This is a genomic window from Nocardioides oceani, from assembly GCF_030412965.1.
Taxonomy (GTDB): domain Bacteria; phylum Actinomycetota; class Actinomycetes; order Propionibacteriales; family Nocardioidaceae; genus Nocardioides; species Nocardioides oceani.
Genome location: NZ_JAUHJQ010000009.1, coordinates 30,354 through 51,501 on the forward strand (window position 1 = coordinate 30,354; position 21,148 = coordinate 51,501).

Here is a 21,148-nt window from a genome sequence, read left to right on the forward strand (position 1 = left end):
GGACCATGACGAACAACCCGTCGGACGGTCCCGACGACGGCCAGGAGCCGGGCGAGGAGCCCGGCCGGAACCCCGGCCAGAACCCGTTCCAGGGCACGCCCTTCGAGGCGTTCTTCTCCGGTGGCGCCGGGGGCTTCCCCGGCGGGTTCCCCGGTGGGTTCCCCGGTGGCCTGCCGGGCGGGATGCCGGACCTCTCCCAGCTCTTCGGCCAGATCCAGGCGATGATGCAGCCCTACGACGGGCCGCTGAACTGGGACCTCGCGCTCGACACCGCCCGCAAGGCCGTGCCCCAGCCCGACCCGACGCCCACCCAGCGGCAGAAGGACGCCGTCGCCGACGCGCTGCGCCTGGCCGACCACTGGCTCGACGAGACCACCACCTTCCCCTCGGGCGTCACCTCGACGGCCGCCTGGAGCCGCGCGGAGTGGGTGGTCGGCACCGCCGACGTGTGGAAGGTGCTGGTCGCGCCCGTCGCCGAGCAGTCCACCTCGGGCCTCGCCGACGCGCTGCCGCCGGAGGCCAAGGCGCAGGCCGGCCCCATCCTCGGCATCCTCGGCAAGGCGATGGGCGCGATGCTCGCCAGCCAGGTCGGCTCCGCCCTCGGCGCGCTCGCCGGCGAGGTGCTCAGCGTCTCCGACGTCGGCGTCCCGCTGGCCCAGCCCGGCCGCGCCGCCCTGCTGCCGGCCAACGTCGCGGCGTTCGCCGAGGGCCTCGACGTCACCGAGGACGACGTGCTGCTCTACCTCGCCTTGCGCGAGGCCGCCCACCAGCGCCTCTTCGCCCACGTCCCGTGGTTGCGCGAGCACGTCATCGCCGCGGTCACCGACTTCGCCCGCGGCGTCGAGATCAACGCCGAGGCGATCCAGGCCCGCATCGAGGAGCAGATGCGCGGCGTCGACCCGACCAACCCGGAGTCGATGCAGCAGCTGCTCGAGGGCGGCCTGTTCGAGATGCCGAGGTCGCCGCGGCAGGAGGCCGCGCTCCAGCGGCTCGAGACGGCGCTCGCGCTGGTCGAGGGCTGGGTCGACGAGGTCGTGGGCCAGGCCACCGCCGAGCGGATGCCGGCCGCCGCCAAGATGCAGGAGGCGGTACGCCGCCGCCGCGCCGCCGGCGGGCCCGCCGAGCAGACCTTCGCCTCGCTCGTGGGCCTCGAGCTGCGGCCGCGCCGCCTGCGCGACGCCTCCACCCTGTGGGGCTCGTTGCGCACCCGCCAGGGCGTCGAGGGCCGCGACGGCGTGTGGATGCACCCCGACCTGCTGCCGACCGCGGCCGACCTCGACGACCCGCTCGGCTTCCGCGAGGACGCCTCGGCGCCGGCCTCGCTGAGCGAGGAGGACTTCGACGCCGAGCTGCGCAAGCTGCTCGAGCCCGGGTCCCCCGACTCCCCCGGCGCCACCGAGGAGTGAGCCTCCACGCCGACGCGCTCGCGCTGCTCGAGGGCTGGTCGGCGCCGGGCGCGGAGCAGGAGGCGCTGCGCGAGCGGTACGCCGCCCACCTCCGCGCCCACCCCGACGGGCTCCAGCGCGGCTGCCGTCCCGACCACGTCACCGCCAGCACGCTGGTCGTCGACGCCACCGGCACGCAGGTGCTGCTGACCCTGCACGCCAAGGCGCGGGAGTGGTTCCAGCTCGGCGGGCACTGCGAGCCGGGCGACGCCACGCTGGCCGGCGCCGCGCTGCGGGAGGCCACCGAGGAGTCGGGGATCGCCGGGCTCGCGGTCGACCCGCAGCCGGTGCACCTCTCCGAGCACGCCGTGCCGTTCTGCGGGGGGCCGTTGCCCGACGGACGTCCCGTGCACCACCTGGACGTCCGCTTCGTCGCGGTCGCGCCGGCGGAGGCGGCGTACGCCGTGAGCGAGGAGTCGGTCGACGTGCGCTGGTGGCCGGTCGACGTGCTGCCGAACCCCGAGCTCGCCGAGCTGGTCGAGCTGTCGCGGGCCCGGCTCGCGGCTCAGTCGACCTCGTCCTGCATCGAGGACGGCGGGTCGACCCGCGCGGCGGCGGACCAGCCCAGCAGGTAGCCCTTGGCCCGCTCGGCCTGCGGGTAGCGGTCGACCCACGCCCAGAACCGCGCGTCGTGGCCGGCCTCGATCAGGTGCGCCAGCTCGTGGACCATCACGTAGTCGACGACCCACGACGGCATCCCCTGCAACCGCACGGACAGGCGGATCGAGCGGTCACCGGGCGTGCAGGAGCCCCACCGTGAGTTCTGGTTGTCGACCCAGCGCACCGACTCGGGCTCCGCGATCCCGCCGAGGTACCGGTCACTGAGCACCTTCGCCCGCGCCAGCAGGTCGTCGTCGGAGGGGCGGCGGCGCTGCTCGGACCGCTCGAGCCGGGCGACCATCTTCTCCACCCAGTCCGCCTCCTCCGCGCGGGAGAGGCTGGCGGGGACGAGCACGACGATCCGCTCGCCGTCGCGGTACGCCGAGACGGTGCGGCGGCGCCGCTTCGAGCGGCGCACCTCCACGTCCGGGCGCACTCCCATGCGGGGAACCTACTTCGTCGCCCACTCCAGGAGCCGGTCCTTCGGCCACGTGTTGACGATGCGCTCGGGTCCGATGCCGGCCGCGGCGGCCCGCGCGGCGCCGTACCAGAGGAAGTCGAGCTGTCCCGGGGCGTGCGCGTCGCTGTCGATGGAGAAGACGCAGCCGATGTCGCGCGCCAGCTCGAGCAGCGCCGTCGGCGGGTCCCGCCGCTCGGGGCGGGAGTTGATCTCGACCGCGACGTCGTGCTCGGCGCAGGACTCGAAGACCGCCCGCGCGTCGAACTCCGACTGCGGGCGGGTGCCCCGGCCGCCGGTCACCAACCGGCCGGTGCAGTGCCCGAGCACGTTGACGTGGCGGTTGCGGGTGGCCGCGACCATCCGGCGGGTCATCGCGTCGCGCTCCATCCGCAGCTTGGAGTGCACGCTCGCGACGCGGACGTCGAGCCGGTCGAGCATCTCCTCGGTCTGGTCGAGCGCGCCGTCGTCGAGGATGTCGACCTCGATGCCCCTGAGCAGCGTGAACGACCCGCCGAGGTGGTCGTTGACCGCCTCGACCACGTCCAGCTGGCGGGCCAGGCGCTCGGCGCTGAGGCCGCGGGCGACCTTGAGCCGCGGCGAGTGGTCGGTGAGCACGAGGTAGTCGTGGCCCAGCTCCATGGCGGTGATCGCCATCTCCTCGATCGGCGAGCCGCCGTCGGACCAGTCGGAGTGGGAGTGGCAGTCGCCGCGCAGCGCGGCGTGCAGGTCGTGGGCGCCCTGCTCGTCGGGGGTGAGCGGTCCGGCGTGGGCCGCCTCGAGCTCGGCCAGCCGGCGGGGTGTCTCCCCGCGCACCGCCTCGGCGATCACCCGCCCCGACGACTTCCCCACCCCCGGGAGGTCGGTGAGCGTGCCGTCCTCGACCATCCGGGCGACCTCGTCGTCGGGCAGCGGCAGGATCGTCGCGGCCGCCCCGCGGTAGGCCTTCACCTTGTAGGTGTCCTCCCGCGCCCGCTCGAGCAGGAATGCGATCCGCCGCAGCGCCGCGACCGGCCCGGCGGCGTACGCCTCCGGCAGCTGGTCCCGCACCTGGTCCGGTACGTCGCCCACAGCCCACCTCCGTCCGAGTTTCTTCTCTCCACAGGCGGTGGAGACCGATCCGCGCTGGTCAGCCGCCCGCCGGCGCGCCGCCCGGGCGTGTCCTCCCCAGGCTCGTCCCGGTACCCGCCGCGTGTCGTCCACGGGTCCGACCCGCGTTCCACAGCTGTGTCCACAGGTCTGTCCACAGGCTGAGGATCACGGGCGTTGACCCGGTCGGCGACCCGAACCTAGCGTGGCCGGCAGCCGAGGCCCCCGGGTCCGGCGCACGAGGTCCGCAAGGGGAAGGCGGACGTCGGGTGCCGGCCGGGGGCCTCGCTGCACGTCACGGCGGGTGGGCGGCGGCGTCACTCCCCGGTGAAGACCGGCGTGCGCTTCTCGCGGCTGGCGCGGATGCCCTCCTGCAGGTCGGCGGTCGCCAGCGTGATCGGCTGGGCCATCGCCTCCCACTGCACGCACGCCTCGAAGTCGCGGTGCCCGCCGTCGAGCAGCGCGAGCTTGGTCAGCCGGCTCGCGATCGGGGCGGTGGCGGCGATGCCGCGGGCGGTCTCCATGACCTCCTCCTGGAAGGTCTCGCGCTCGATGACCCGCGAGACCATGCCCATCGTGAGCGCCTCGTCGGCCTCGACGACCCGACCGGTCAGCAGCAGGTCGCGGGCGTGCGCCTCGCCGACGACGTTGGGCAGCAGGTAGGTGCCGGCCATGCCGGAGTGCATGCCGAGCTTGACGAACGGAGCACCGAGCTTGGCGCCCCGCGCGGCGTACCGGATGTCGCAGGCGAGCGCCAGGCACAGCCCCGCGCCGATCGCCGCGCCGTTGACCGCGGCGATCGTCGGCACCTCGAGCTTCCGGATGGACAGCCACGCGCGGTAGAACGCCATCATCCGGGTGCGCAGGTAGTCCACCGACGCGTCCGGCTCGCTGGCGATCCACCCGGTGTTGCCGCCGGAGCAGAAGGCGGTGCCGTCGCCGGTGACGACCACCGCGCGCACCGACCGGTCCGCGGCGAGCTCGTCGACCGCCCGCACCCAGGAGGCGGTCATCTCGTCCGACATCGCGTTGCGCATGTCGGGGTTGTCCAGGGTCAGGACGGCCACGCCGTCGTCGGTGCGGTCCAGTCGCAGGTGGGTGAGGTCAGCCATGGCGGCAGGCTACCGACGGGGGCGGCCGGGGCCGCGGAGCGCCTGCGGCGCTGGACCGGCCCGGTGCCGTAGGGTCGAGGCGGTCCGACGGCGCGAGCCGCGGGACCCCGGCGGGCTCCCCTGCATCCCGTCGCGACGACCCGAGTGAGACTAGGCAAGGAGGCCGTCATGGCGGAGACCTGGAGCGGCGAGTTCTACTGCGTCAAGTGCAAGGAGAAGCGCGAGGCGGAGGGCGAGGTCAAGGTGAACGACAAGGGCACCCGCATGGCCAAGGCCGTCTGCCCCGTCTGCAGCACCAACCTCAACCGGATCCTCGGCAAGGCGTGAGCTGAGCCGACCCCCCGCTGTCCTCCGGCGGCGTCCCCCTCGTGGGGGCGCCGCCGGACGCGTCTGTGGCCCGTGCCTGTGGACGAGCGCCCGCGCGGAGCCGCCCGCCGTGTGAGGCTGCCGGCATGAGCCGCACGCTGCGCCCGGGACTGGTGGCGGTCCGCCGCGACGACGGTCACCTGCAGGTCGGTCTCGACCTGCCCCGGCGGGTGGTGCTGCCCGACTCCCCCGAGGTACGCCGCGTGCTCGCCGCGCTCGAGCAGGGCCGCCCACCCGAGCCCGACGCCGTCGGCCGCCGCGTCCTCGCCGCGCTCGAGGCCGCCGGGCTGCTCGTCGACCCCCACCCGCGACCCACCGCGACCACCCGGGCCGCCCGGGCGCGGCACGGGGACGACGCCGACCGACGGCTGGCGGCCCGGGCCGGGGCCACCGTCTCCCTCGACGCCCCGCCCGGCTGGGCCGACCAGGCCACCGCGCTGCTGGCCGCCGCGGGACTGACGACCACCCGGTCCGGTCCCGGGACCGTCCACCTGGCGATCGCCGGCGGCGTGCTGGCGCGCGACCGGGTCGACCCGTGCCTGCGCTCGGGCGTGCCGCACCTGGTCCTGGCCGGCCAGGACGGCGGGCTCGTCGTCGGACCGTTCGTGGTGCCGGGCGTCACCGGCTGCCTGCGCTGCGACGACGCCCGACGCGGGGAGTCCGACCCGCGCCGGCCCGTCGTCCTCGAGCAGCTCGCGCGGGTGCCCGCGCCGGCCCCCGATCCGGTGTGCCAGGCGCTCGCGCTCGCCTGGGCGGTGCGCGACGTGGTCGCCTGGGTCGAGGGCGACCGGCCCTCGACCTGGGGTGCGGCGTACGAGCTGGGTGGGGCGACGCCGGTCCGGGTGCCCGTCGACCGCCACCCGCACTGCGGCTGCGCCTGGGCCGACCTCGCCGGGCAGCGGGCGGGGTGACCGGGCGCGGGCCTCACCAGTGCTCGCTGTCGAGCTTCCCCTCCATCGCCCGCAGGTGCTCGCGCGAGCAGGTGTCGCAGTAGACGCGGGCGCGGCCGCGCTCGACGGCGGTCGTCCAGCTCAGGCTCCGAGCGGGGTCGGGCTCGGTGCGACCGCACCAGCCGCACGTCCGAGGCGTCTCCGGGGTCTCCACCCGTCCGAGGGTAGGCCGAGGACCCCCGGACGCCGAGGAGCCCGGCACCACTCTCGTGGTGCCGGGCCCCTCCTTGCATCACCCGCGATCAGGGTGAGGTCGGGTCCGCGTCAGAGTGCACGGGCCAGGGCGAGGCGCGCCTGCTGCGCAGCCCGCTCGGCCTTGCGGCTCAGGCGGAGGGCACGGGCCAGCTCGTGGCCGCGGCGGGACTGTTGCGCCTCTCCCAGGCGCGCGGACATTTGTGCGCGGGCCAGGTTTTCGTGCATGAGATTCATGTCGGTGCTCCGGGTGGTCTGGGTGGTCATGGGTGGTCGGTCCTTGCTGTGGTCAGGCGCGCTCAGAGCGCTCGGGCGAGGGCGGTCCGGGCCTGCTGCGCGGCCGTCTCGGCCTTGCGGTGCATCCGGATGGAGCGGGCCAGCTGGTGGGACCGGCGAGCCTGCTCCGCCTCTCCGAGGCGCGCACTCATCTGCGCGCGGGCGATGTCTACGTGGAGGTGGTTCATCGCGACGTCCTTGTCGTGAGTGAGGTGGTCGATGGGTGGGTGGTGCTGGGTCGTGCTGGTGGTGCGGGGTCGTGCCGGGTGCTGCGTCGGGCCACCGGTCAGGCGGCGTCGGTCTTGCGCGGACGGCCACGGGGCCGCTTGCGGGGGATCACCACTCCCTGGAGGAAGAGCTGTCCGCCCCAGACACCCCAGGGCTCCCGGCGGTCGAGTGCCCCGTCCAGGCACAGGTCCCGGACCGGGCACTCCTGGCAGAGGGCCTTGGCGTGCTCCACGTCGGTGGGGGACTCGGCGAACCAGAGCTCCGGGTTGTTCACCCGGCAGGGCAGGAGCTCGTCGTCCACCTGGGCCGCCTGGTCGTGCAGGAGGCCGAGGGTGGGCTCCGCTGCAGGACTGCGGTCGAGAACGCTGATGGTCATGTTTCACCTCCTCGTTTTTCCTTGATCGCGGGTGCGGGAAATCAGAAAGGCCGCGGATCCCGGGTGTCGGGTTCCGCGGCCTGGAGGCTGCCGGTGCTGAGGGTCTCAGCAGATCGGTGGTCTCCAGGCAGTGGTACCCGGGAAGTAGGCCAGGGTGCGGGCGGCGTCGCGCTTGCCGGCGAGGGCCGTGCCGATGACGGACGTGACGACGGAGTCCTCCCGCCGATCGCGCACGATGACCTCGGTGGCACCGGGAACGACACCGGTGGCGCGGATCGAGGCTCGGATCGAGGCGTGGCCGCACGTGGGCATGGCGAAGCCGGACGGGGTCTGAGCCGTCGTCCACAGGTTCACGATGCTGTTCATCTGGGCCACCTCCTTCGATGTGCGGGCGCCGGCCGTGTCAGGACCGTGGTGCGCGTTGACTGGTGACGGAAAAGTAGCGCCCCGCGTCGGTAAGGGGCAAACCATTTACTGGTCATTTCGCCGATTTCTTTTTCAAGCGTTCGGCGCGCAACCTCCGAGCCGGTTCGCGCGTGCCCCACGGGCTCCGCGCTGACCTGCACGAACGGCTCAGCCGACGAGCTCGAGCACGTCCTCGCCGTACTTCTCGACCTTGGACCGGCCTATACCACTGATCCGCAGCATCGCCTCGGGCGTGCGCGGCTTGTGCTCGGCGATGAGCTGGAGGGTGGCGTCGGTGAAGACGACGAACGCGGGCACCGACTCGGAGTCGGCGCGCTCCTTGCGCCATGTGCGGAGCCGCTCGAAGAGCTCCTCGTCGTACGACGCCGGGCAGTCGTGGCAGCGCCCGCGCTTCTTCTCCACCGCCGAGGTCAGCGGCTTGCCGCACTCGCGGCAGCCGGCGACCTTGCGGCGGCGCGGCTGGTCCTGGGCGCGCGAGTCCTCCGGCAGCAGCGGGTCGAGGAACCGCGAGGGCCGGCGCGACGCGCGGCCTCCGGGGTTGCGGGCCGCCGCCCAGGACAGCGCGAGGTCGAGCCGGGCCCGGGTCATGCCGACGTAGAGCAGCCGCCGCTCCTCCTCCACCGCCAGCGGGGTGTCGGCGTAGGTGATCGGCAGCGTCCCGTCCTGGAGTCCGCAGAGGAAGACCGAGTCCCACTCCAGGCCCTTGGCCGCGTGGAAGGTCGCCAGCGTGACGCCCTCGGCGACCGGCGCGTGCTGCTCGGCCGCGCGGCGGTCGAGGTCGGCGACGAAGGCCTCGAGGTCTCCGCCGCCGGCCTCGAACTCGCTCGCCTGGTCGACGAGCGCCTGCCAGGACTCCCAACGGTCGCGGGTCTGGCCGCGCGCGGCCGGCGCCTCGGCGGTCCAGCCCATGCCGGCCAGGGTCGCGGTGACGGTGTCGACGACGCCGACGCCCTCCCCGGAGCGGGCGGCGCCGCGGATCCGGGTCACCGCCTCGCGCACCTCGGGCCGGTCGAAGAAGCGGCCGGCGCCGCGGACGACGTACGGGATGCGGCGCGCGGACAGCGCCTCCTCGAACGACTCCGACTGGGCGTTGATCCGGAAGAGGATCGCGATCTCGCCGAGCGGTCGGCCGGCGTCGCGGAGCTTGAGGATGCGCGCGGCGACCTCCTCGGCCTCGGCCACCTCGTCGGGCCGTGGCTGGTAGGTCACCGGCGGGCCGGCCGGGCGCTGCGCGCGCAGGTCGACGCCCTGGCTGGGGGTCCCGGCCAGGAGGGTGTTGGCCGCGTCGACGACCTGCGGCGTCGAGCGGTAGTTGCGCACGAGCTCCACCGAGGTCGTCCCGGGGTAGCGCTGGGGGAAGTCGCGCAGGTAGTCGGCGTTGGCGCCGGCGAAGGAGTAGATCGTCTGCGCCGGGTCACCGACCACGCAGATCTCGTCACGCCCGCCCAGCCACAGGTCGAGCAGCGCGGACTGCAGCGGTGAGACGTCCTGGAACTCGTCGACGACGAACCACTTGTACTGGCGGCGCACCTGCGCCGCGACCCGCTCGTCCTCGGCGAGCATCCCGGCCGTCAGGAGCAGGACGTCCTCCATGTCCATCCGGCCGGCCTCGCGCTTGGCATCCTCGTAGCTGCCGAAGACGCGGCCCACCGTGCCGGGGTCCAGGTTGGTCACGCTGCGCCCGCGCTCCGGTGCGACCCGGGCGTAGTCGTCGGGGTGGACGTTGCTGACCTTGGCCCACTCGACCTCGGAGGCGAGGTCGCGCAGGAGCGCCTGGTCGGCGGAGATCCGCTGGCGCCGGGCGGCGGAGGCGAGCAGGCCGATCTTGGACTCGATCAGCTGGGGCAGCTCGGTGCCGTGGACGTGCGGCCAGAAGTACCGCAGCTGCCGCAGCGCCGCGGAGTGGAACGTCCGCGCCTGGACGCCGCCGGCGCCGAGCGTGCGGAGCCGGCCGCGCATCTCGCCGGCCGCGCGGGTGGTGAAGGTGACCGCCAGGACCTCGGTCGGCGCGTAGACGCCCGTCGCCACGCCGTGCGCGATCCGGTGCGTGATCGCCCTCGTCTTGCCCGTGCCCGCACCGGCCAGCACGCGGACCGGTCCGCGCAGCGCCTCGGCCACCCGGCGCTGCTCCGGGTCGAGCGCGGTGAGCAGGTCGTCGGGGCGGGTCATGCGGGGAACAACTCCTGGGAACCGGTGGTTGGATCGGTGACGGTTCCAGACCCTAGACGCCGGAGGCGACAGTCCAGATGAGCGGCCAGTTCACGATGTACACGACCCCGTGGTGCGGCTACTGCCACCGGCTCAAGAGCCAGCTGGACCGCGAGGGCATCACGTACGACGTCGTCGACATCGAGCAGGCGCCCGAGGCCGCGCAGATCGTCGAGTCGGCCAACAACGGCAACCAGACGGTGCCCACCCTCGTCTACTCCGACGGCACCGCCCAGACCAACCCGTCGCTGGCCCAGGTCAAGGAGAAGCTCGCCGCGCTGGCCTGAGTCGCGCCGGGCCTCCTGGGTCGCGGGGGTCCTGGCGGGTCACCACTGACCGGGCAGCGGCCCGCCGTACCAGTGCTCCACCAAGGAGCGACTGATCGAGACCCCGCCGGGCAGCACGAGGCTGCCGGACTCGGCCTGCTCGCGCATCTCCGCGCGGGTGAACCAGCGGGCGTCCTCGATCTCGTCCTCGTCGACGGTGATCTCGGTCGAGGTGGCGCGCGCGACGAACCCGATCATGAGGCTGGCCGGCAGCGGCCACGGCTGGCTGCCGAAGTACGTCACCTCCCCCACCGCGACGCCGGTCTCCTCGGCGACCTCGCGGCGCACGGCGTCCTCGAGGGTCTCGCCCGGCTCGCAGAACCCGGCGAGCGTCGAGTAGCGACCCTCGGGCCAGATCGCCTGCCGGCCGAGCAGGCAGCGCTCGTCGTCCGCGCCCGGCTCGCCCGAGGCGACGACCATGATCACGGCCGGGTCCGAGCGCGGGAACTGCGGCTTGCCGCACTGCGTGCACACCAGCTCGTGGCCCGATGCCCGCGCCTCCAGCGAGCCGCCGCAGCGGGGGCAGAACCGTGTGGCGAAGTGCCACTCGGCCAGCCCGAGCGCGTGGAAGACGAGCGGCGCGGCGGCGAGGTTGTCGTCCGACAGCGACGGCAGCAACCCACGCAGCGGCACCCAGTCGCCGTCCTCGCGGGCCCGCTCGGGGCCGGTGACGACCGCGAACCAGGTGCGACCCTCCCGCTCCCCCAGCAGCACGCGCAGGCCCTCGGGCGCCTGGGACGGCGGCACCCACTCCACCAGCCCGCCGGCCGGGCGCACCCGGGTGCCGGAGACCACCAGCACCCTGGTCTCCTCGTCGGCCCACCGCTCCGCGAGCCAGTCCTCGTCCTTGCGCCGCAGGGCGGTGCGGTCGTGCGGGTCCTGGGCCATGCGGAGGTGGGGCGCGGTCACTCGTCGAGGCTAGACGCGCGCCGGGAACGGCCCGCAGGCGCGGCGACCTGAGCAGCGTCCCGCGAAGCGCCCGCGCGGCGCCCACGCAGCGCTCAGTTGACAACGATTCTCATTTCTAGTGAGAATCATTCTCATGCTGCGACAGCGAACACTCCTCGTCCTGCCCCTCCTCGCCCCCGCCCTGATCGCCTGTGGGGCCGACCCCGGCCCCGGCGGCGACCCGGCCGCCCGCTCCTCGGCGGAGGCCACACCCACCCCCACCGCCGAGGCGGCCGACGCGGTCGAGGAGGCCGGGCCGCAGCCCCGCGTCGCGGTGTCGTACGCCGGCGGCGTGCTCGTCCTCGACCCGGCGACCGGCGACGTGCTGCTCGACGAGCCGCTCGACGGGTACGTCCGGCTGAACCCCGCCGGCGACGGCCGGCACGCCTTCGTCTCCGCCGCGGGCGCCTTCACCGCGCTCGACCTGGGCTCCTGGACCGAGGCGCACGGCGACCACGGCCACTCCTGGAGCACCGACCCCGCGCTCACCTCCTTCACCGTGCCGGCCGAGGAGCCGGGCCACGCCGTCGCCCACGACGGCCTCACCACCCTCTTCGACGACGGCACCGGCCAGATCACCGTCGTCGACCCGTTCCGCATCGCCGAGGGCGAGGACCCCGTCGTCGACACCACCGCGCTGCCCGAGGCGCACCACGGCGTCGCGGCCCAGGAGGCCGACGGGACCCTGCTGCACACCGTCGGCGACGCCGAGTCCCGTTCCGGCGTCCGCGTGGTCACGTCCACCGGTGCCGAGCTGGCAGCGAGCGACGAGTGCCCCGGCGTCCACGGCGAGGCGTTCGCCGGCGACGTGGCCGTCGTCGGTTGCGAGGACGGCGTGCTGGTCGTCGACGGGCGCCGGATCACCAAGGTCGCGAGCCCGGACGACTACGGCCGGATCGGCAACCAGGCCGGCCACGAGACCTCGCCCTTCGTCCTCGGCGACTACAAGACCGACGCCGACGCCGAGCTCGAGCGGCCCACGCGGGTCGCGGTCGTCGACACCCGGGACGCCTCGCTCCGCCTGGTCGACCTGCCGGCGAGCTACTCCTTCCGCTCGCTCGGCCGGACCGAGGACGGGGACGGGCTGGTGCTCGGCACCGACGGCGCCCTCCACGTGGTGGACGTGCGGCGCGCGAAGGTCTCGCGCTCCATCCCCGTGGTCGGCGCGTGGCGCGAGCCGCAGGAGTGGCAGGAGGCGCGGCCGACGCTGCGGGTCGTCGGCGAGACGGCGTACGTCACCGAGCCGGCCCGCGACCGGCTGCACGTCGTGGACCTCGCCACCGGCGAGGTCGTGGTCAGCCACCGGCTGCCGCACACCCCCGACGAGGTCGTCGCCACGGCGGGCTGAGCGGCCGGGCCGGACTAACGGGCTGACCTCCGGCGTTCTGCCGGTGTGAGGACGTACGACGCGGTGGTGGTGGGAGCCGGGCAGGCCGGCCTGTCCGCCTCCCACCACCTGCGCCGGCTCGGCCTCGACCACGTCGTGCTCGACGCCGACGCCGCGCCCGGTGGCGCCTGGCAGCACCGGTGGGACTCCCTGACGATGCACGACGTCCACGGCGTCGCCGCGCTGCCCGACTCGGTGCCGCCGGTCGACGGGCCGGGGCGCGCCAACGTCGTCGTGCCGGCGTACTTCGCCGCCTACGAGCGGTCCCACGACCTCCCGGTGGTCCGGCCGGTCGTGGTCGACCGGGTCGAGGACGGCCCGGGCGGCCTGCTCGTGGTCGGTGCCGGCGACCGGTCGTGGACCACCCGCACGCTGGTCAACGCGACGGGCACCTGGCGGCGACCGTTCGTGCCGCACTACCCGGGCGTCGAGACCTTCGCCGGCGAGCAGTGGCACACCGTGGCCTTCCCCGGCGCGGAGCGGTTCCGGGGCACACGGGTCGTCGTGGTCGGGGGCGGTGCCTCCGCGGTCCAGCACCTCGGCGAGCTCGCCCCGGTCGCCGACACCCTGTGGGTGACGCGCCGCCCGCCGGTCTGGCGCACCGACGAGTTCACCCCCGACCGGGGCCGCGAGGCGGTCGCGCTGGTGGAGGAGCGGGTACGCCGCGGCCTCCCGCCGGCCAGCGTGGTCAGCGTGACCGGGCTGGCGTTGCGGCCGCAGGAGCACGAGGCGGCCCGCCTCGGCGCCTACGAGCGGCACCCGATGTTCACCGCGGTGGAGCCGCACGGGGTGCGCATGGCCGACGGCTCCTTCGAGCCGGCCGACGCGATCTTGTGGGCGACCGGCTTCCGACCCGCCGTCGGGCACCTCGCCGACCTCCACCTGCGCTCCGAGCACGGCGGCATCCGGCTCGACGGCACCACCGCCGTGGCCGACCCGCGGGTGCAGCTGGTCGGCTACGGCCCCTCGGCGAGCACCATCGGCGCCAACCGCGCGGGCCGGGTGGCCGCCACCGCGGTGCGCCGCTACCTGTCCGCGACCTCCGCCACCCGCAGCAGCGCCGCGAGCTCCTGACGGTCCGGCAGGTCGGCCGGCTCGACCACCCGCCCGCTGCGCACGAAGTAGAACGCCGCCCGCACCCGCTCGACCGGCAGGTCGTGCAGCTCGGCCCACGCCTGGCGGTAGATCGCCAGCTGCAGCGGGTCGGCCTCGCCCGAGCGGCCGGTCTTCCAGTCCACGACGAGGTAGCCCTCGCCGGCCCCGGAGTCCTCCCGGTAGACCGCGTCGATCCGGCCGCGCACCACCTGGCCGTCGACGACCAGCGCGAAGGACGGCTCGACCGCCACCGGCACCCGGTCGGCGAACGGACCCTCCTCGAACCGGGCGATCAGCTCCTGCAGGTCCGCGTCGTCGTCGATGTCGACGTCGGCGCGCCCGGGCAGCTCGTCGGGGTCGAGCAGCAGCTGCTGGCCGAACCGGGCCTCGACCCAGGCGTGGAAGCGCGTGCCGAAGCGGGCCGCCGACGAGGGCTGGCGCGGCATCGGCCGGGCGAGGTCCCGGGCGAGCGCGTCGGGGTCGTCGCGGAGCCGGGCGAGCGAGGTCGCCGAGAGGCTGCTCGGCAGCTCCACCTCGACGTGCGGGGAGCGGTCGCGCCGTGCCTCCTCCAGCAGCCGGGCGATCTCGTCGTCCCACTGCTGGACCCGCTCGAGCTCGAGCACGTCCTCGATGCCGTCCTCGATGCCGCCGGCCAGCTCGGCGTCGGTCAGCGGGTCGGCCTCCCGCACCCGGCGAGCGGCCTCGACCCGGCGCTCCACCTCGGCGGTGCGGTGCGAGATCGGCCAGGGCAGGTCCGGCGAGCGGTCGGCGTACGGGCTCTCCTCGCCCTTGACCGCGCACTCGGCCCAGCGGTCCGGCTCGGCACCCCAACCCGCCATGGCGTCCCGGGTGGCGCAGAGGTACGCCGACGGCCCCAGGCCGCTCTTGAGGTGCGGCGCCCACCGCCACGCCGAGACCCACAGCGAGTGCCGGGCGCGGGTCCACGCGACGTACCCCAGGCGGAGCTCCTCCAGCGCCTCGTGCGCCTTGACCGCCTCGCCGAGCGCCTTGAGGTCCTCGGGCGCGTGACCGGCCAGCTGCGGCAGGTCGCGGGCGTCGCCGCGCAGGGCGGTCGGCATCACGAAGGGCACCGTCAGCCAGCTCGACCGGGTGCGGTTGGTGGGGAACTTCCGCTCGGTGACCCCGACGAGGAACACCGCGTCCCACTCCAGGCCCTTGGCGCGGTGGACCGTCAGCAGCTTGACGGAGTCGGCCTCCGAGGGGGTCGCGACGTCGAGGCCCTGCCCGAACTCGTCCTCGGCCTCCAGCCAGGCCAGGAGCGCCGGCAGGGTGACCTGGCCGTCGACGGCCTGGAACTCTGCGACCGCCTGGACGAACAGGTCGAGGTTGTCGCGGCGGGCCGAGGCCGCCGGGCTCACCGAGGACGCCAGCTCGACGTCGATCCCGGTGGTCTCCACGATCCGCCGCACGAGGTCGAGGATCGGCTCCCCCACCGCCTGCCGCAGGCGGCGCAGCTCACCGGCCAGCAGGACGAAGCGCTCGCGCGCCTCGGGTGAGTACTCCAGGTCGCCCGGGTCCTCCAGCGCGTCGCACAGCGACGGGATCTCGGTCGGGTCCGCGCCCTCGACGGCGGCCGCGAGCTGCTCGCGGACGTCGGTGAACGCGGTGGCCCCCGAGGTGTCGCCGGCCAGCTCGCGGGCGCGGCGGCCGAGCAGGGCCAGGTCGCGGGGGCCGATCGCCCACCGGGGTCCGGCGAGCAGGGTCAGCAGGGCGGCGTTGGCGGTGACGTCCTGGACCAGGGTCAGGGTCGCCACGACCTCCGAGACCTCGGGCAGGCGCAGCAGCCCCTTGAGGCCGACGATCTCGACCGGGACCTCGCGGGCGCTCAGCGCGTCGAAGACCGCCGCCGCGTGCGCGTTGTCGCGGGTGAGGACGCCGATCCCCTTCCAGCATGGCCCGTCGGTGGTCGCCGAGAGCGCGGCGTGGGTCTCGAGCACCCGGTCGCCGAGCCAGGCGAGCTCGTCGTCCCACGTCTCGTGCACGACTGCCCGGACCTCCCCGTCGGCCGCTCCGGGCTTGGCCTCGAGCGGCAGCAGGTCCGGCCGGCTGGCGTAGAGCTCCCCGGCGAGGTGGTTGGCGGTGGCGAGGATGCGAGCGTCGGAGCGCCGGTTGACCGTGAGCGGGTACGTCGTGCCAGGAGCGCCGTCCTCGGTGGGGAACTCGCGGGTGAACTCCAGGATGTTCGACACCGACGCCCCGCGCCAGCCGTAGATCGCCTGGTTGGGGTCGCCGACCGCCATCACGGGGTGGCCGCGGCCGGCCTCGGCCTCGGGGCCGGAGAAGAGCCGGCGCAGCATGAGCGCCTGGGCCACCGAGGTGTCCTGGTACTCGTCGAGCAGGACGACCTTGTACTTGGCGCGCTCGGTCTCGCCGACCTCGGAACACTCCGCGGCCAGCCGGGCGGCGAGGGCGATCTGGTCGGAGAAGTCCATCAGCCCGTGGTGCCGCTTCAGCGAGCGGTAGGCCTCGACCAGGCCGAGCAGCTCGGCGCGCTTGTCGATCGCCGCGACCGCCTTCTCGTTCAGCGCGCGGTAGGTCTTGCGGTGCTCGGTGGCCATGCCCTCGAGGAGGAGCGGGCGGAGCCGCTCGTCGTGCGCGCGGACCTCGGCCGGCCCGACCAGGTGCTCGCTCATCTCGCCGTCGAGGGCGAGGAGGTACTGCACGACGTGGCGCGGGGAGTCGGTCAGCTGCTCGACGGGCGCGGCGTACCGCTGCACCGCGCGGGCCGCGAGCTGGTAGCGGCTCGCGTCGGCGATCAGCCGGGTGTCGGGCTCGTGACCGATGCGCAGGCCGTGCTCGGAGAGCAGGGCCGAGGCGTAGGAGTGGTAGGTCGCCACCGTGGGCTCCTCCACCTCCTGCTCCTCGCCGTCCGGGCCGGGCGCACGGGTGCCTCGCTCGGGCAGCAGCCCGGCCTGGCGCAGGCTCTCGCGGATGCGGGTCTGCAGCTCGGCGGTGGCCTTGGTGGTGAAGGTCAGGCCGAGGATCTCCCCGGGCGCGACGCGCCCGGTGGCGACCAGCCACACCACGCGGGCGGCCATCACGGTGGTCTTGCCGGACCCGGCGCCCGCGATGACGACCGCCGGCTCGAGCGGCGCCGTGACGGCGGCGAACTGCTGGTCGCTGAAGGTCCAGTCGGTCCCCATCACCGCGCGCAGCTGCTCGGGAGTGGTGATGTCGCGGACGTCCGGGCGGTCGGACACGGTCGAGGTCATGAGAGCACCGTCCCTGAGGCCTTGGTGGGGCAGATCGCGGTGAACGCGCAGCGGTCGCAGTGGCCACCGGGCCGGGCGACGAAGTCCTCGGCGCGCAGGGCGGCCGCGGCGGCGGCCAGCTGCTCCTCGACCAGCCGCGGCCCCTCGCCGGCGGCCGGGGGCTGGTGCTGCACCTTCGGCAGCACCTCGCCGAGCCTCAGCTGGACCAGCTCGGCGCCGCCGGAGACGCCGGGGCCCTCGACCCCGGCCTCGCGCAGGTGCTCGTCGGCCGCGCCGTGGTCGACGGCCAGCTGGTAGAGCCCCAGCTGGGAGTGGCGCTGGACCTCCGGCCCGGTCGGGGCGTACTTGCCGGTCTTGAGGTCCACGACGACGACACGGCCGTCCTCGTCGAGCTCCAGTCGGTCGGCGTACCCGTGCAGTCGGACGACCTGGCCGTCCGGCAGCCGCACCTCGGCGCGGATCCTCGGCTCGACGGCGAGCACCGTCCGCGCGCCCGGGCGGCGGTGCCAGGTGAGGAAGCGCTCCAGCGCCGCGGCGACCGCCTCGCGCTCGCGGGCCCGCGACCACGGCGTGCGGAACTCCATCCGCCCCCACACCTCGTCGACGAGCGGCATCAGGTCGCGCTCGACGTCGACATCGTCGGGCGGCACCCCGAGGGACCCGGTGGCGAGCCGCTCGGCCACCGCGTGGACGACCTTGCCGAAGCCCTGGCTGTTGGAGCTGACGACCTCGCCGCCGGCCTCGCGCTGCAGGAACCACTGGGCGGGGCAGGTCAGCAGGCCGTCGAGCGCGCTGGCCGAGAGCGTGAGCGGCTCCTCGCTCGGGCGGACCGGCCGCTCCGAGCGGCTCGGGGCGCGCAGGCCCCACCACGTCGCGGGGTCGGCCTGCGGGGCGACCGGGCGGCCGTGCACGTCGAGCTCGGTGAGCATCCGCAGCCGGCGGGCCGCGGCGCGGCGCAGCGCCTCGGGCTCCCCCGGGTCGGCGACGGTGCGGCGCAGCTCGGAGACCAGGCCGGCCATCGACAGCGGCCGGCGCGGCCGCCCGACGCGGTGGACCGGCTCGCGTCCGAGCTCGGTGAGGAAGCGGGAGGGCTGCTCGCCCTCGTCGTCGGGCGACCGGACGGCGGTGACCACCAGGCGCTGCTTGGCGCGGGTGGCGGCGACGTAGAAGAGCCGACGCTCCTCGGCGAGCATCGCCGCCCGGGTCAGCGGCGGCAGCAGGCCGTCGCGGCCGATGCGGTCCGCCTGGAGCAGGGAGTCGCGACGACGCAGGTCGGGCCACGCACCCTCCTGGGCGTGGGCGACGACGACCAGCCGCCACTCCAGGCCCTTCGAGCGGTGCGCGGTGAGCAGGCGGACCGCGTCGCCGCGCACGCCGCGGTCGGCGAGGGTGTCGGCGGGGATCTCCTGCGCGCGCAGGGTCTCCAGGAAGCTCCGCACGCTGCGGTGCCCCTGCTGCTCCTCGGTCCGGGCGGCGACCTCGAACAGGGCGCACAGCGCGTCGAGGTCGCGGTGGGCCAGCCGGGCGGCCTGGCCGCCGGCGGCGGTGGCCTGCCGGAGCCGACGGCCCCAGTCGGTTCCGTCCCACAGCAGCCAGAGGACCTCCTCGGCGGTCGCCCCGCCGGCCAGCGCCGCACGCGCGCGGGCCAGCAGGTCGGCGAGCCGCAGGGCGCGCCGGGCGGGCTCCCCGTCGATGTCGGCGAGCGCGGCCGGCTCGAGCACGGCGCGCCGCACCAGCTCGCGGGCGGGGGTGCCCGGCGAGGCCGCCCGCAGCGCCCGGGTCAGCGCGCGGACGTCGGTGGCGTCGAGGCCGCCGAGCGGCGAGGTCAGCAGGGCCTCGGCCCGGTCGGCGCCGACGTGGTCCTCGTCGGCGGGGTCGTCGACGTCGGCGTCCACGACCACCGCAAGGGCGCCGAGGAGCGGCAGCACCGCGGGCTCGCGCACCAGCGGCGTCTCGTCCGCGGCGACCTCGACCGGCACGCCCGCCGCGCTCAGCGAGCGACGCAGGCCGGGGATCGAGGCGCGGCCGGAGCGCACCAGCACCGCCATGTCCGACCAGGGCACGCCGTCCTCGAGGTGCGCGCGGCGCAGCAGGTCGGCGGTGTGCTCGGTCTCCGCCCGGTGCGTGTCGAAGGTGAGCACCTCGACGGCGCCGGGGCCGTGGGTGTTGTCGGCGGGCACGGGGTTGCGGAAGGCGGCGTACTGCTCGAGCGGGATCGAGCCGGTGACGCCGATGGAGGCGGCGATCGAGCGCGAGGCGCGCAGCAGCCGGGAGCCGAAGCGGCGGGTCGTGCCGAGCGCGACGACGGGGGCAGGGTCACCGCCGACGGTCGGGAACTCCCGCGGGAAGTCGAGGATGCCCCGCACGTCGGCTCCGCGGAAGCCGTAGATGGACTGGTCGGGGTCGCCGACGACCGTGAGGTCGCGCCCGTCGCCGGCGATCGCGCGCAGCAGCGCGACCTGGCTGGGGTCGGTGTCCTGGTACTCGTCGACGAAGACGTGCCGCAGCTGGGCCCGCAGCTCGTCACGGTGGACGTGCGCCTCGATCACCGCGCGGGCGACGAGGTCGGGGTAGTCGATCGCGGACTGGTCGCCCAGCACGTCGAGGTACTGCTCGAGGAAGAGTCCGGCCGCCTCCAGCTCGGGCACCCCCTCGGCGCGGCCCAGCGCCGCGAGGTCGGCCGGGTCCAGCCCGCGCTCGCGCGCTCGCGAGAGCACCGCGTGCACCTCGCGGGCGAAGCCGCGCGTGCCGACCGCGGCGCGGAGGTGGTCGGGCCACCGCACCGACTCCGGCGCGTCGGTCAGCAGCTCCTGCAGGACGACGTCCTGCTCGGGCGCCGAGAGCAGGCGCAGGGGTGCGGCGTACAGCTCCGCGGGCGCGTAGCGCCGCACCAGGGCGTAGGCGAAGGAGTGGAACGTCGAGGAGAGCCCGGTCGCCATGGTCCGCCCGAGCCGGGCGGTCACCCTGTCGCGCAGCTGCTCGGCGGCCTTGCGCGAGAACGTCAGCGCCAGCACCTCGTCGGGGCGCGCCCCCTCCTCGATGCGCCGCACGATCGCCTCGACCAGCGTCGTGGTCTTGCCCGTGCCGGGGCCCGCGAGCACCAGCAGCGGGCCGCCGGCGTGGTCGACGACGCGCTGCTGGTGCTCGTCGAGGATGGGGACCGCAGCGGCGACCGGACGGCGCGCGAGGCGGTACGTCGCGCCCGGGCTCCTCCCGGCTGGCGCAGCGGCGGTGGTGGTCATGGACCCATCACAACACCGAGCACCGACAACCGCGGGAGGGACACCGCGATCCGCGTCACCTCGGTCGCCCGAGCAGTCAGGGGTGGGCGGCCGGCAGCAGCCGGCGGAGCACTGCGAGCACGTCGGCGGAGGAGTCGATGCGCCAGTCACGCTCCTTGTCGGCGTGGAACCAGACGAGGGCACGGATGCGCGGCATCGAGCGGTCCCGGAGCATCGCCCGTACCCAGGCCGCCTTGTCGCGGCCCCGGTCCGCGGGGGCTCCGTCGTCGTAGCGGGGCTCCTTGGAGGCGACCTCGCAGATCCACACCGGCAGGGCGGGGGCGAGCGCCGTCAGACGGCGGTACTGCTCGCGGAAGATCCCTGCGAAGCTCCGCCAGCGGCCCCAGCCGGCGTCGCGGCCCCAGTTGAAGCCGTCCAGGCCGAGCACGTCGACATAGCGCCGACCAGGCCAGATCCGCTCGACCGGGGTGGTCTCGGCATAGGTGTCGGCGGTCGGGTTGAACACCCAACGCAGGTTGGTCGCCCCACGGGCGCGGAGGTGGTCGACCACGTGGCGCCAGGCCGCCTTGAACTCCGCATAGGTGCCGCCGGCGCTGCGCCCACCACCGGCCGTCGGCTGGAAGTCCTGCCAGTCACCGTTCATCTCCGGCCAGGGGCGCACCCAGACCGGATCGCCGAACGCGACGGCTGCCGCGGCCACCTGGTCGAGGTAGGCGTCGTGGTCACCGGCCGCCCACGTGGAGAACCGGCTCGGTCCCATGTCCCACGAGACGAGCAGCTTGCGGCGCCCGTCCGCGGAGAGCAGGCGGTCCACGGTGGAGGGGAAGACGTCGCCGTAGCCGTAGTAGTACGACGCGATCTCGACCGGGGCGACGGTGCGCTCGAAGAGCGTGAGCAACGCCGGTGCCGCTTGCATGCCGTCGACGTACGCCCCGAGCTCCACCCGCTCGCCGAGGGGCACGACCCCGGACCCGCGTTCCGCGGCGCCGGCCGGCCGGTCCCCCGGCTGGGGAGGGTCGGCTCCGGCGCTGCCGGTCCAGCCGACCCCGAGGACGGTCGCCAGGACGGCCGCCACGAGGAGGGCGGCCGCACGCCGCGTCGTCGCACGTTCCACGCCGGCACGCTGGCACGCGCGCGGGGCGTCCCGGGCACGATCCGGGCCGGAACGACCCGGCCGGGCCATGGGGTCGGA

General features: G+C 75.0%; 20 protein-coding genes. 7 read left to right on the forward strand and 13 right to left on the reverse strand.

Annotated elements, in window-relative coordinates; genetic code table 11:
• Positions 1-5: 5 nt before the first annotated feature.
• Positions 6-1,406, forward strand: coding sequence for a zinc-dependent metalloprotease (locus QWY28_RS18225; RefSeq protein ID WP_300954009.1), 1,401 nt, complete (start codon positions 6-8; stop codon positions 1,404-1,406).
• Entirely contained in the window at positions 1,403-2,020 is a 618-nt protein-coding gene (locus QWY28_RS18230; protein ID WP_300954010.1) for an NUDIX hydrolase, read from the forward strand. Before QWY28_RS18225 ends, QWY28_RS18230 begins: the two co-directional genes overlap by 4 nt.
• Here the strand turns inward: QWY28_RS18230 and QWY28_RS18235 are convergent.
• The 3 genes from QWY28_RS18235 to QWY28_RS18245 all read right to left on the reverse strand — a co-directional run bounded on the left by QWY28_RS18235 (position 1,951) and on the right by QWY28_RS18245 (position 4,703).
• Positions 1,951-2,487, reverse strand: coding sequence for a M48 metallopeptidase family protein (locus QWY28_RS18235; RefSeq protein WP_300954011.1), 537 nt, complete (start codon positions 2,485-2,487; stop codon positions 1,951-1,953). The two genes, QWY28_RS18230 and QWY28_RS18235, sit on opposite strands and share 70 nt — an antisense overlap.
• A gap of 9 nt (positions 2,488-2,496) precedes the next feature.
• Entirely contained in the window at positions 2,497-3,573 is a 1,077-nt protein-coding gene (locus QWY28_RS18240) for a PHP domain-containing protein (protein WP_300954012.1), read from the reverse strand.
• Positions 3,574-3,908: 335 nt separating this feature from the next.
• On the reverse strand, positions 3,909-4,703 hold the full coding sequence (locus QWY28_RS18245; RefSeq protein ID WP_300954013.1) for an enoyl-CoA hydratase/isomerase family protein: 795 nt from the start codon (positions 4,701-4,703) through the stop codon (positions 3,909-3,911).
• Between the two features lie 168 nt (positions 4,704-4,871).
• Between QWY28_RS18245 and QWY28_RS18250 the strand changes: the two genes are divergently transcribed.
• Both QWY28_RS18250 and QWY28_RS18255 read left to right on the forward strand, forming a co-directional pair.
• The gene (locus QWY28_RS18250) at positions 4,872-5,030 is read left to right on the forward strand and encodes a DUF5679 domain-containing protein (RefSeq protein ID WP_091115022.1); all 159 of its coding nucleotides are present in this window, start codon (positions 4,872-4,874) and stop codon (positions 5,028-5,030) included.
• Between the two features lie 125 nt (positions 5,031-5,155).
• A complete protein-coding gene (locus QWY28_RS18255) occupies positions 5,156-5,980 on the forward strand; it encodes a hypothetical protein (RefSeq protein WP_300954014.1) in 825 nt (274 codons plus the stop codon).
• A 13-nt stretch (positions 5,981-5,993) separates the two neighbouring features.
• On the opposite strand, the gene QWY28_RS18260 is transcribed toward QWY28_RS18255, so the two are convergent.
• The 6 genes from QWY28_RS18260 to QWY28_RS18285 form a co-directional block, all read right to left on the reverse strand.
• A complete protein-coding gene (locus QWY28_RS18260; RefSeq protein ID WP_300954015.1) occupies positions 5,994-6,173 on the reverse strand; it encodes a hypothetical protein in 180 nt (59 codons plus the stop codon).
• A gap of 110 nt (positions 6,174-6,283) precedes the next feature.
• Positions 6,284-6,478 carry a putative WhiB-interacting protein gene (locus tag QWY28_RS18265; RefSeq protein ID WP_300954016.1) on the reverse strand — a complete coding sequence of 65 codons (195 nt, stop codon included), beginning with the start codon at positions 6,476-6,478 and terminating at the stop codon, positions 6,284-6,286.
• A 32-nt stretch (positions 6,479-6,510) separates the two neighbouring features.
• Positions 6,511-6,867 carry a putative WhiB-interacting protein gene (locus QWY28_RS24740; RefSeq protein WP_500690673.1) on the reverse strand — a complete coding sequence of 119 codons (357 nt, stop codon included), beginning with the start codon at positions 6,865-6,867 and terminating at the stop codon, positions 6,511-6,513.
• Positions 6,774-7,091: a WhiB family transcriptional regulator gene (locus tag QWY28_RS18275; protein WP_300954018.1), complete on the reverse strand. Its 318-nt coding sequence runs from the start codon at positions 7,089-7,091 to the stop codon at positions 6,774-6,776. Before QWY28_RS18275 ends, QWY28_RS24740 begins: the two co-directional genes overlap by 94 nt.
• A gap of 105 nt (positions 7,092-7,196) precedes the next feature.
• Positions 7,197-7,457 (reverse strand): hypothetical protein, encoded by a 261-nt coding sequence (locus QWY28_RS18280; protein WP_300954019.1) that lies wholly within the window; start codon positions 7,455-7,457, stop codon positions 7,197-7,199.
• Positions 7,458-7,664: 207 nt separating this feature from the next.
• Complete coding sequence (locus QWY28_RS18285) at positions 7,665-9,686, reverse strand: ATP-dependent DNA helicase UvrD2 (RefSeq protein WP_300954020.1); 2,022 nt, start codon at positions 9,684-9,686, stop codon at positions 7,665-7,667.
• A 77-nt stretch (positions 9,687-9,763) separates the two neighbouring features.
• Between QWY28_RS18285 and QWY28_RS18290 the strand changes: the two genes are divergently transcribed.
• Positions 9,764-10,012 carry a mycoredoxin gene (locus QWY28_RS18290; RefSeq protein ID WP_300954021.1) on the forward strand — a complete coding sequence of 83 codons (249 nt, stop codon included), beginning with the start codon at positions 9,764-9,766 and terminating at the stop codon, positions 10,010-10,012.
• A 39-nt stretch (positions 10,013-10,051) separates the two neighbouring features.
• Here QWY28_RS18290 and nudC read toward each other — a convergent pair whose 3' ends face one another.
• Positions 10,052-10,960, reverse strand: coding sequence for an NAD(+) diphosphatase (gene nudC / locus QWY28_RS18295; protein WP_300954022.1), 909 nt, complete (start codon positions 10,958-10,960; stop codon positions 10,052-10,054).
• A gap of 133 nt (positions 10,961-11,093) precedes the next feature.
• Here nudC and aztD point away from each other — a divergent pair, with 133 nt between their 5' ends.
• Positions 11,094-12,347, forward strand: a complete 1,254-nt coding sequence (gene aztD / locus QWY28_RS18300; protein ID WP_300954023.1) for a zinc metallochaperone AztD — start codon at positions 11,094-11,096, stop codon at positions 12,345-12,347.
• Between the two features lie 45 nt (positions 12,348-12,392).
• Positions 12,393-13,460, forward strand: a complete 1,068-nt coding sequence (locus QWY28_RS18305; RefSeq protein ID WP_300954024.1) for an NAD(P)-binding domain-containing protein — start codon at positions 12,393-12,395, stop codon at positions 13,458-13,460.
• On the opposite strand, the gene QWY28_RS18310 is transcribed toward QWY28_RS18305, so the two are convergent.
• From QWY28_RS18310 to QWY28_RS18320, 3 genes are all read right to left on the reverse strand, one after another.
• The gene (locus QWY28_RS18310) at positions 13,412-16,714 is read right to left on the reverse strand and encodes an ATP-dependent helicase (RefSeq protein WP_300954025.1); all 3,303 of its coding nucleotides are present in this window, start codon (positions 16,712-16,714) and stop codon (positions 13,412-13,414) included. The two genes, QWY28_RS18305 and QWY28_RS18310, sit on opposite strands and share 49 nt — an antisense overlap.
• Positions 16,711-19,956, reverse strand: coding sequence for an ATP-dependent helicase (locus tag QWY28_RS18315; RefSeq protein WP_300954026.1), 3,246 nt, complete (start codon positions 19,954-19,956; stop codon positions 16,711-16,713). Before QWY28_RS18315 ends, QWY28_RS18310 begins: the two co-directional genes overlap by 4 nt.
• Before the next feature lie 76 nt (positions 19,957-20,032).
• A complete protein-coding gene (locus QWY28_RS18320) occupies positions 20,033-21,070 on the reverse strand; it encodes a glycoside hydrolase family 26 protein (protein ID WP_300954027.1) in 1,038 nt (345 codons plus the stop codon).
• Between the last annotated feature and the right edge of the window lie 78 nt (positions 21,071-21,148).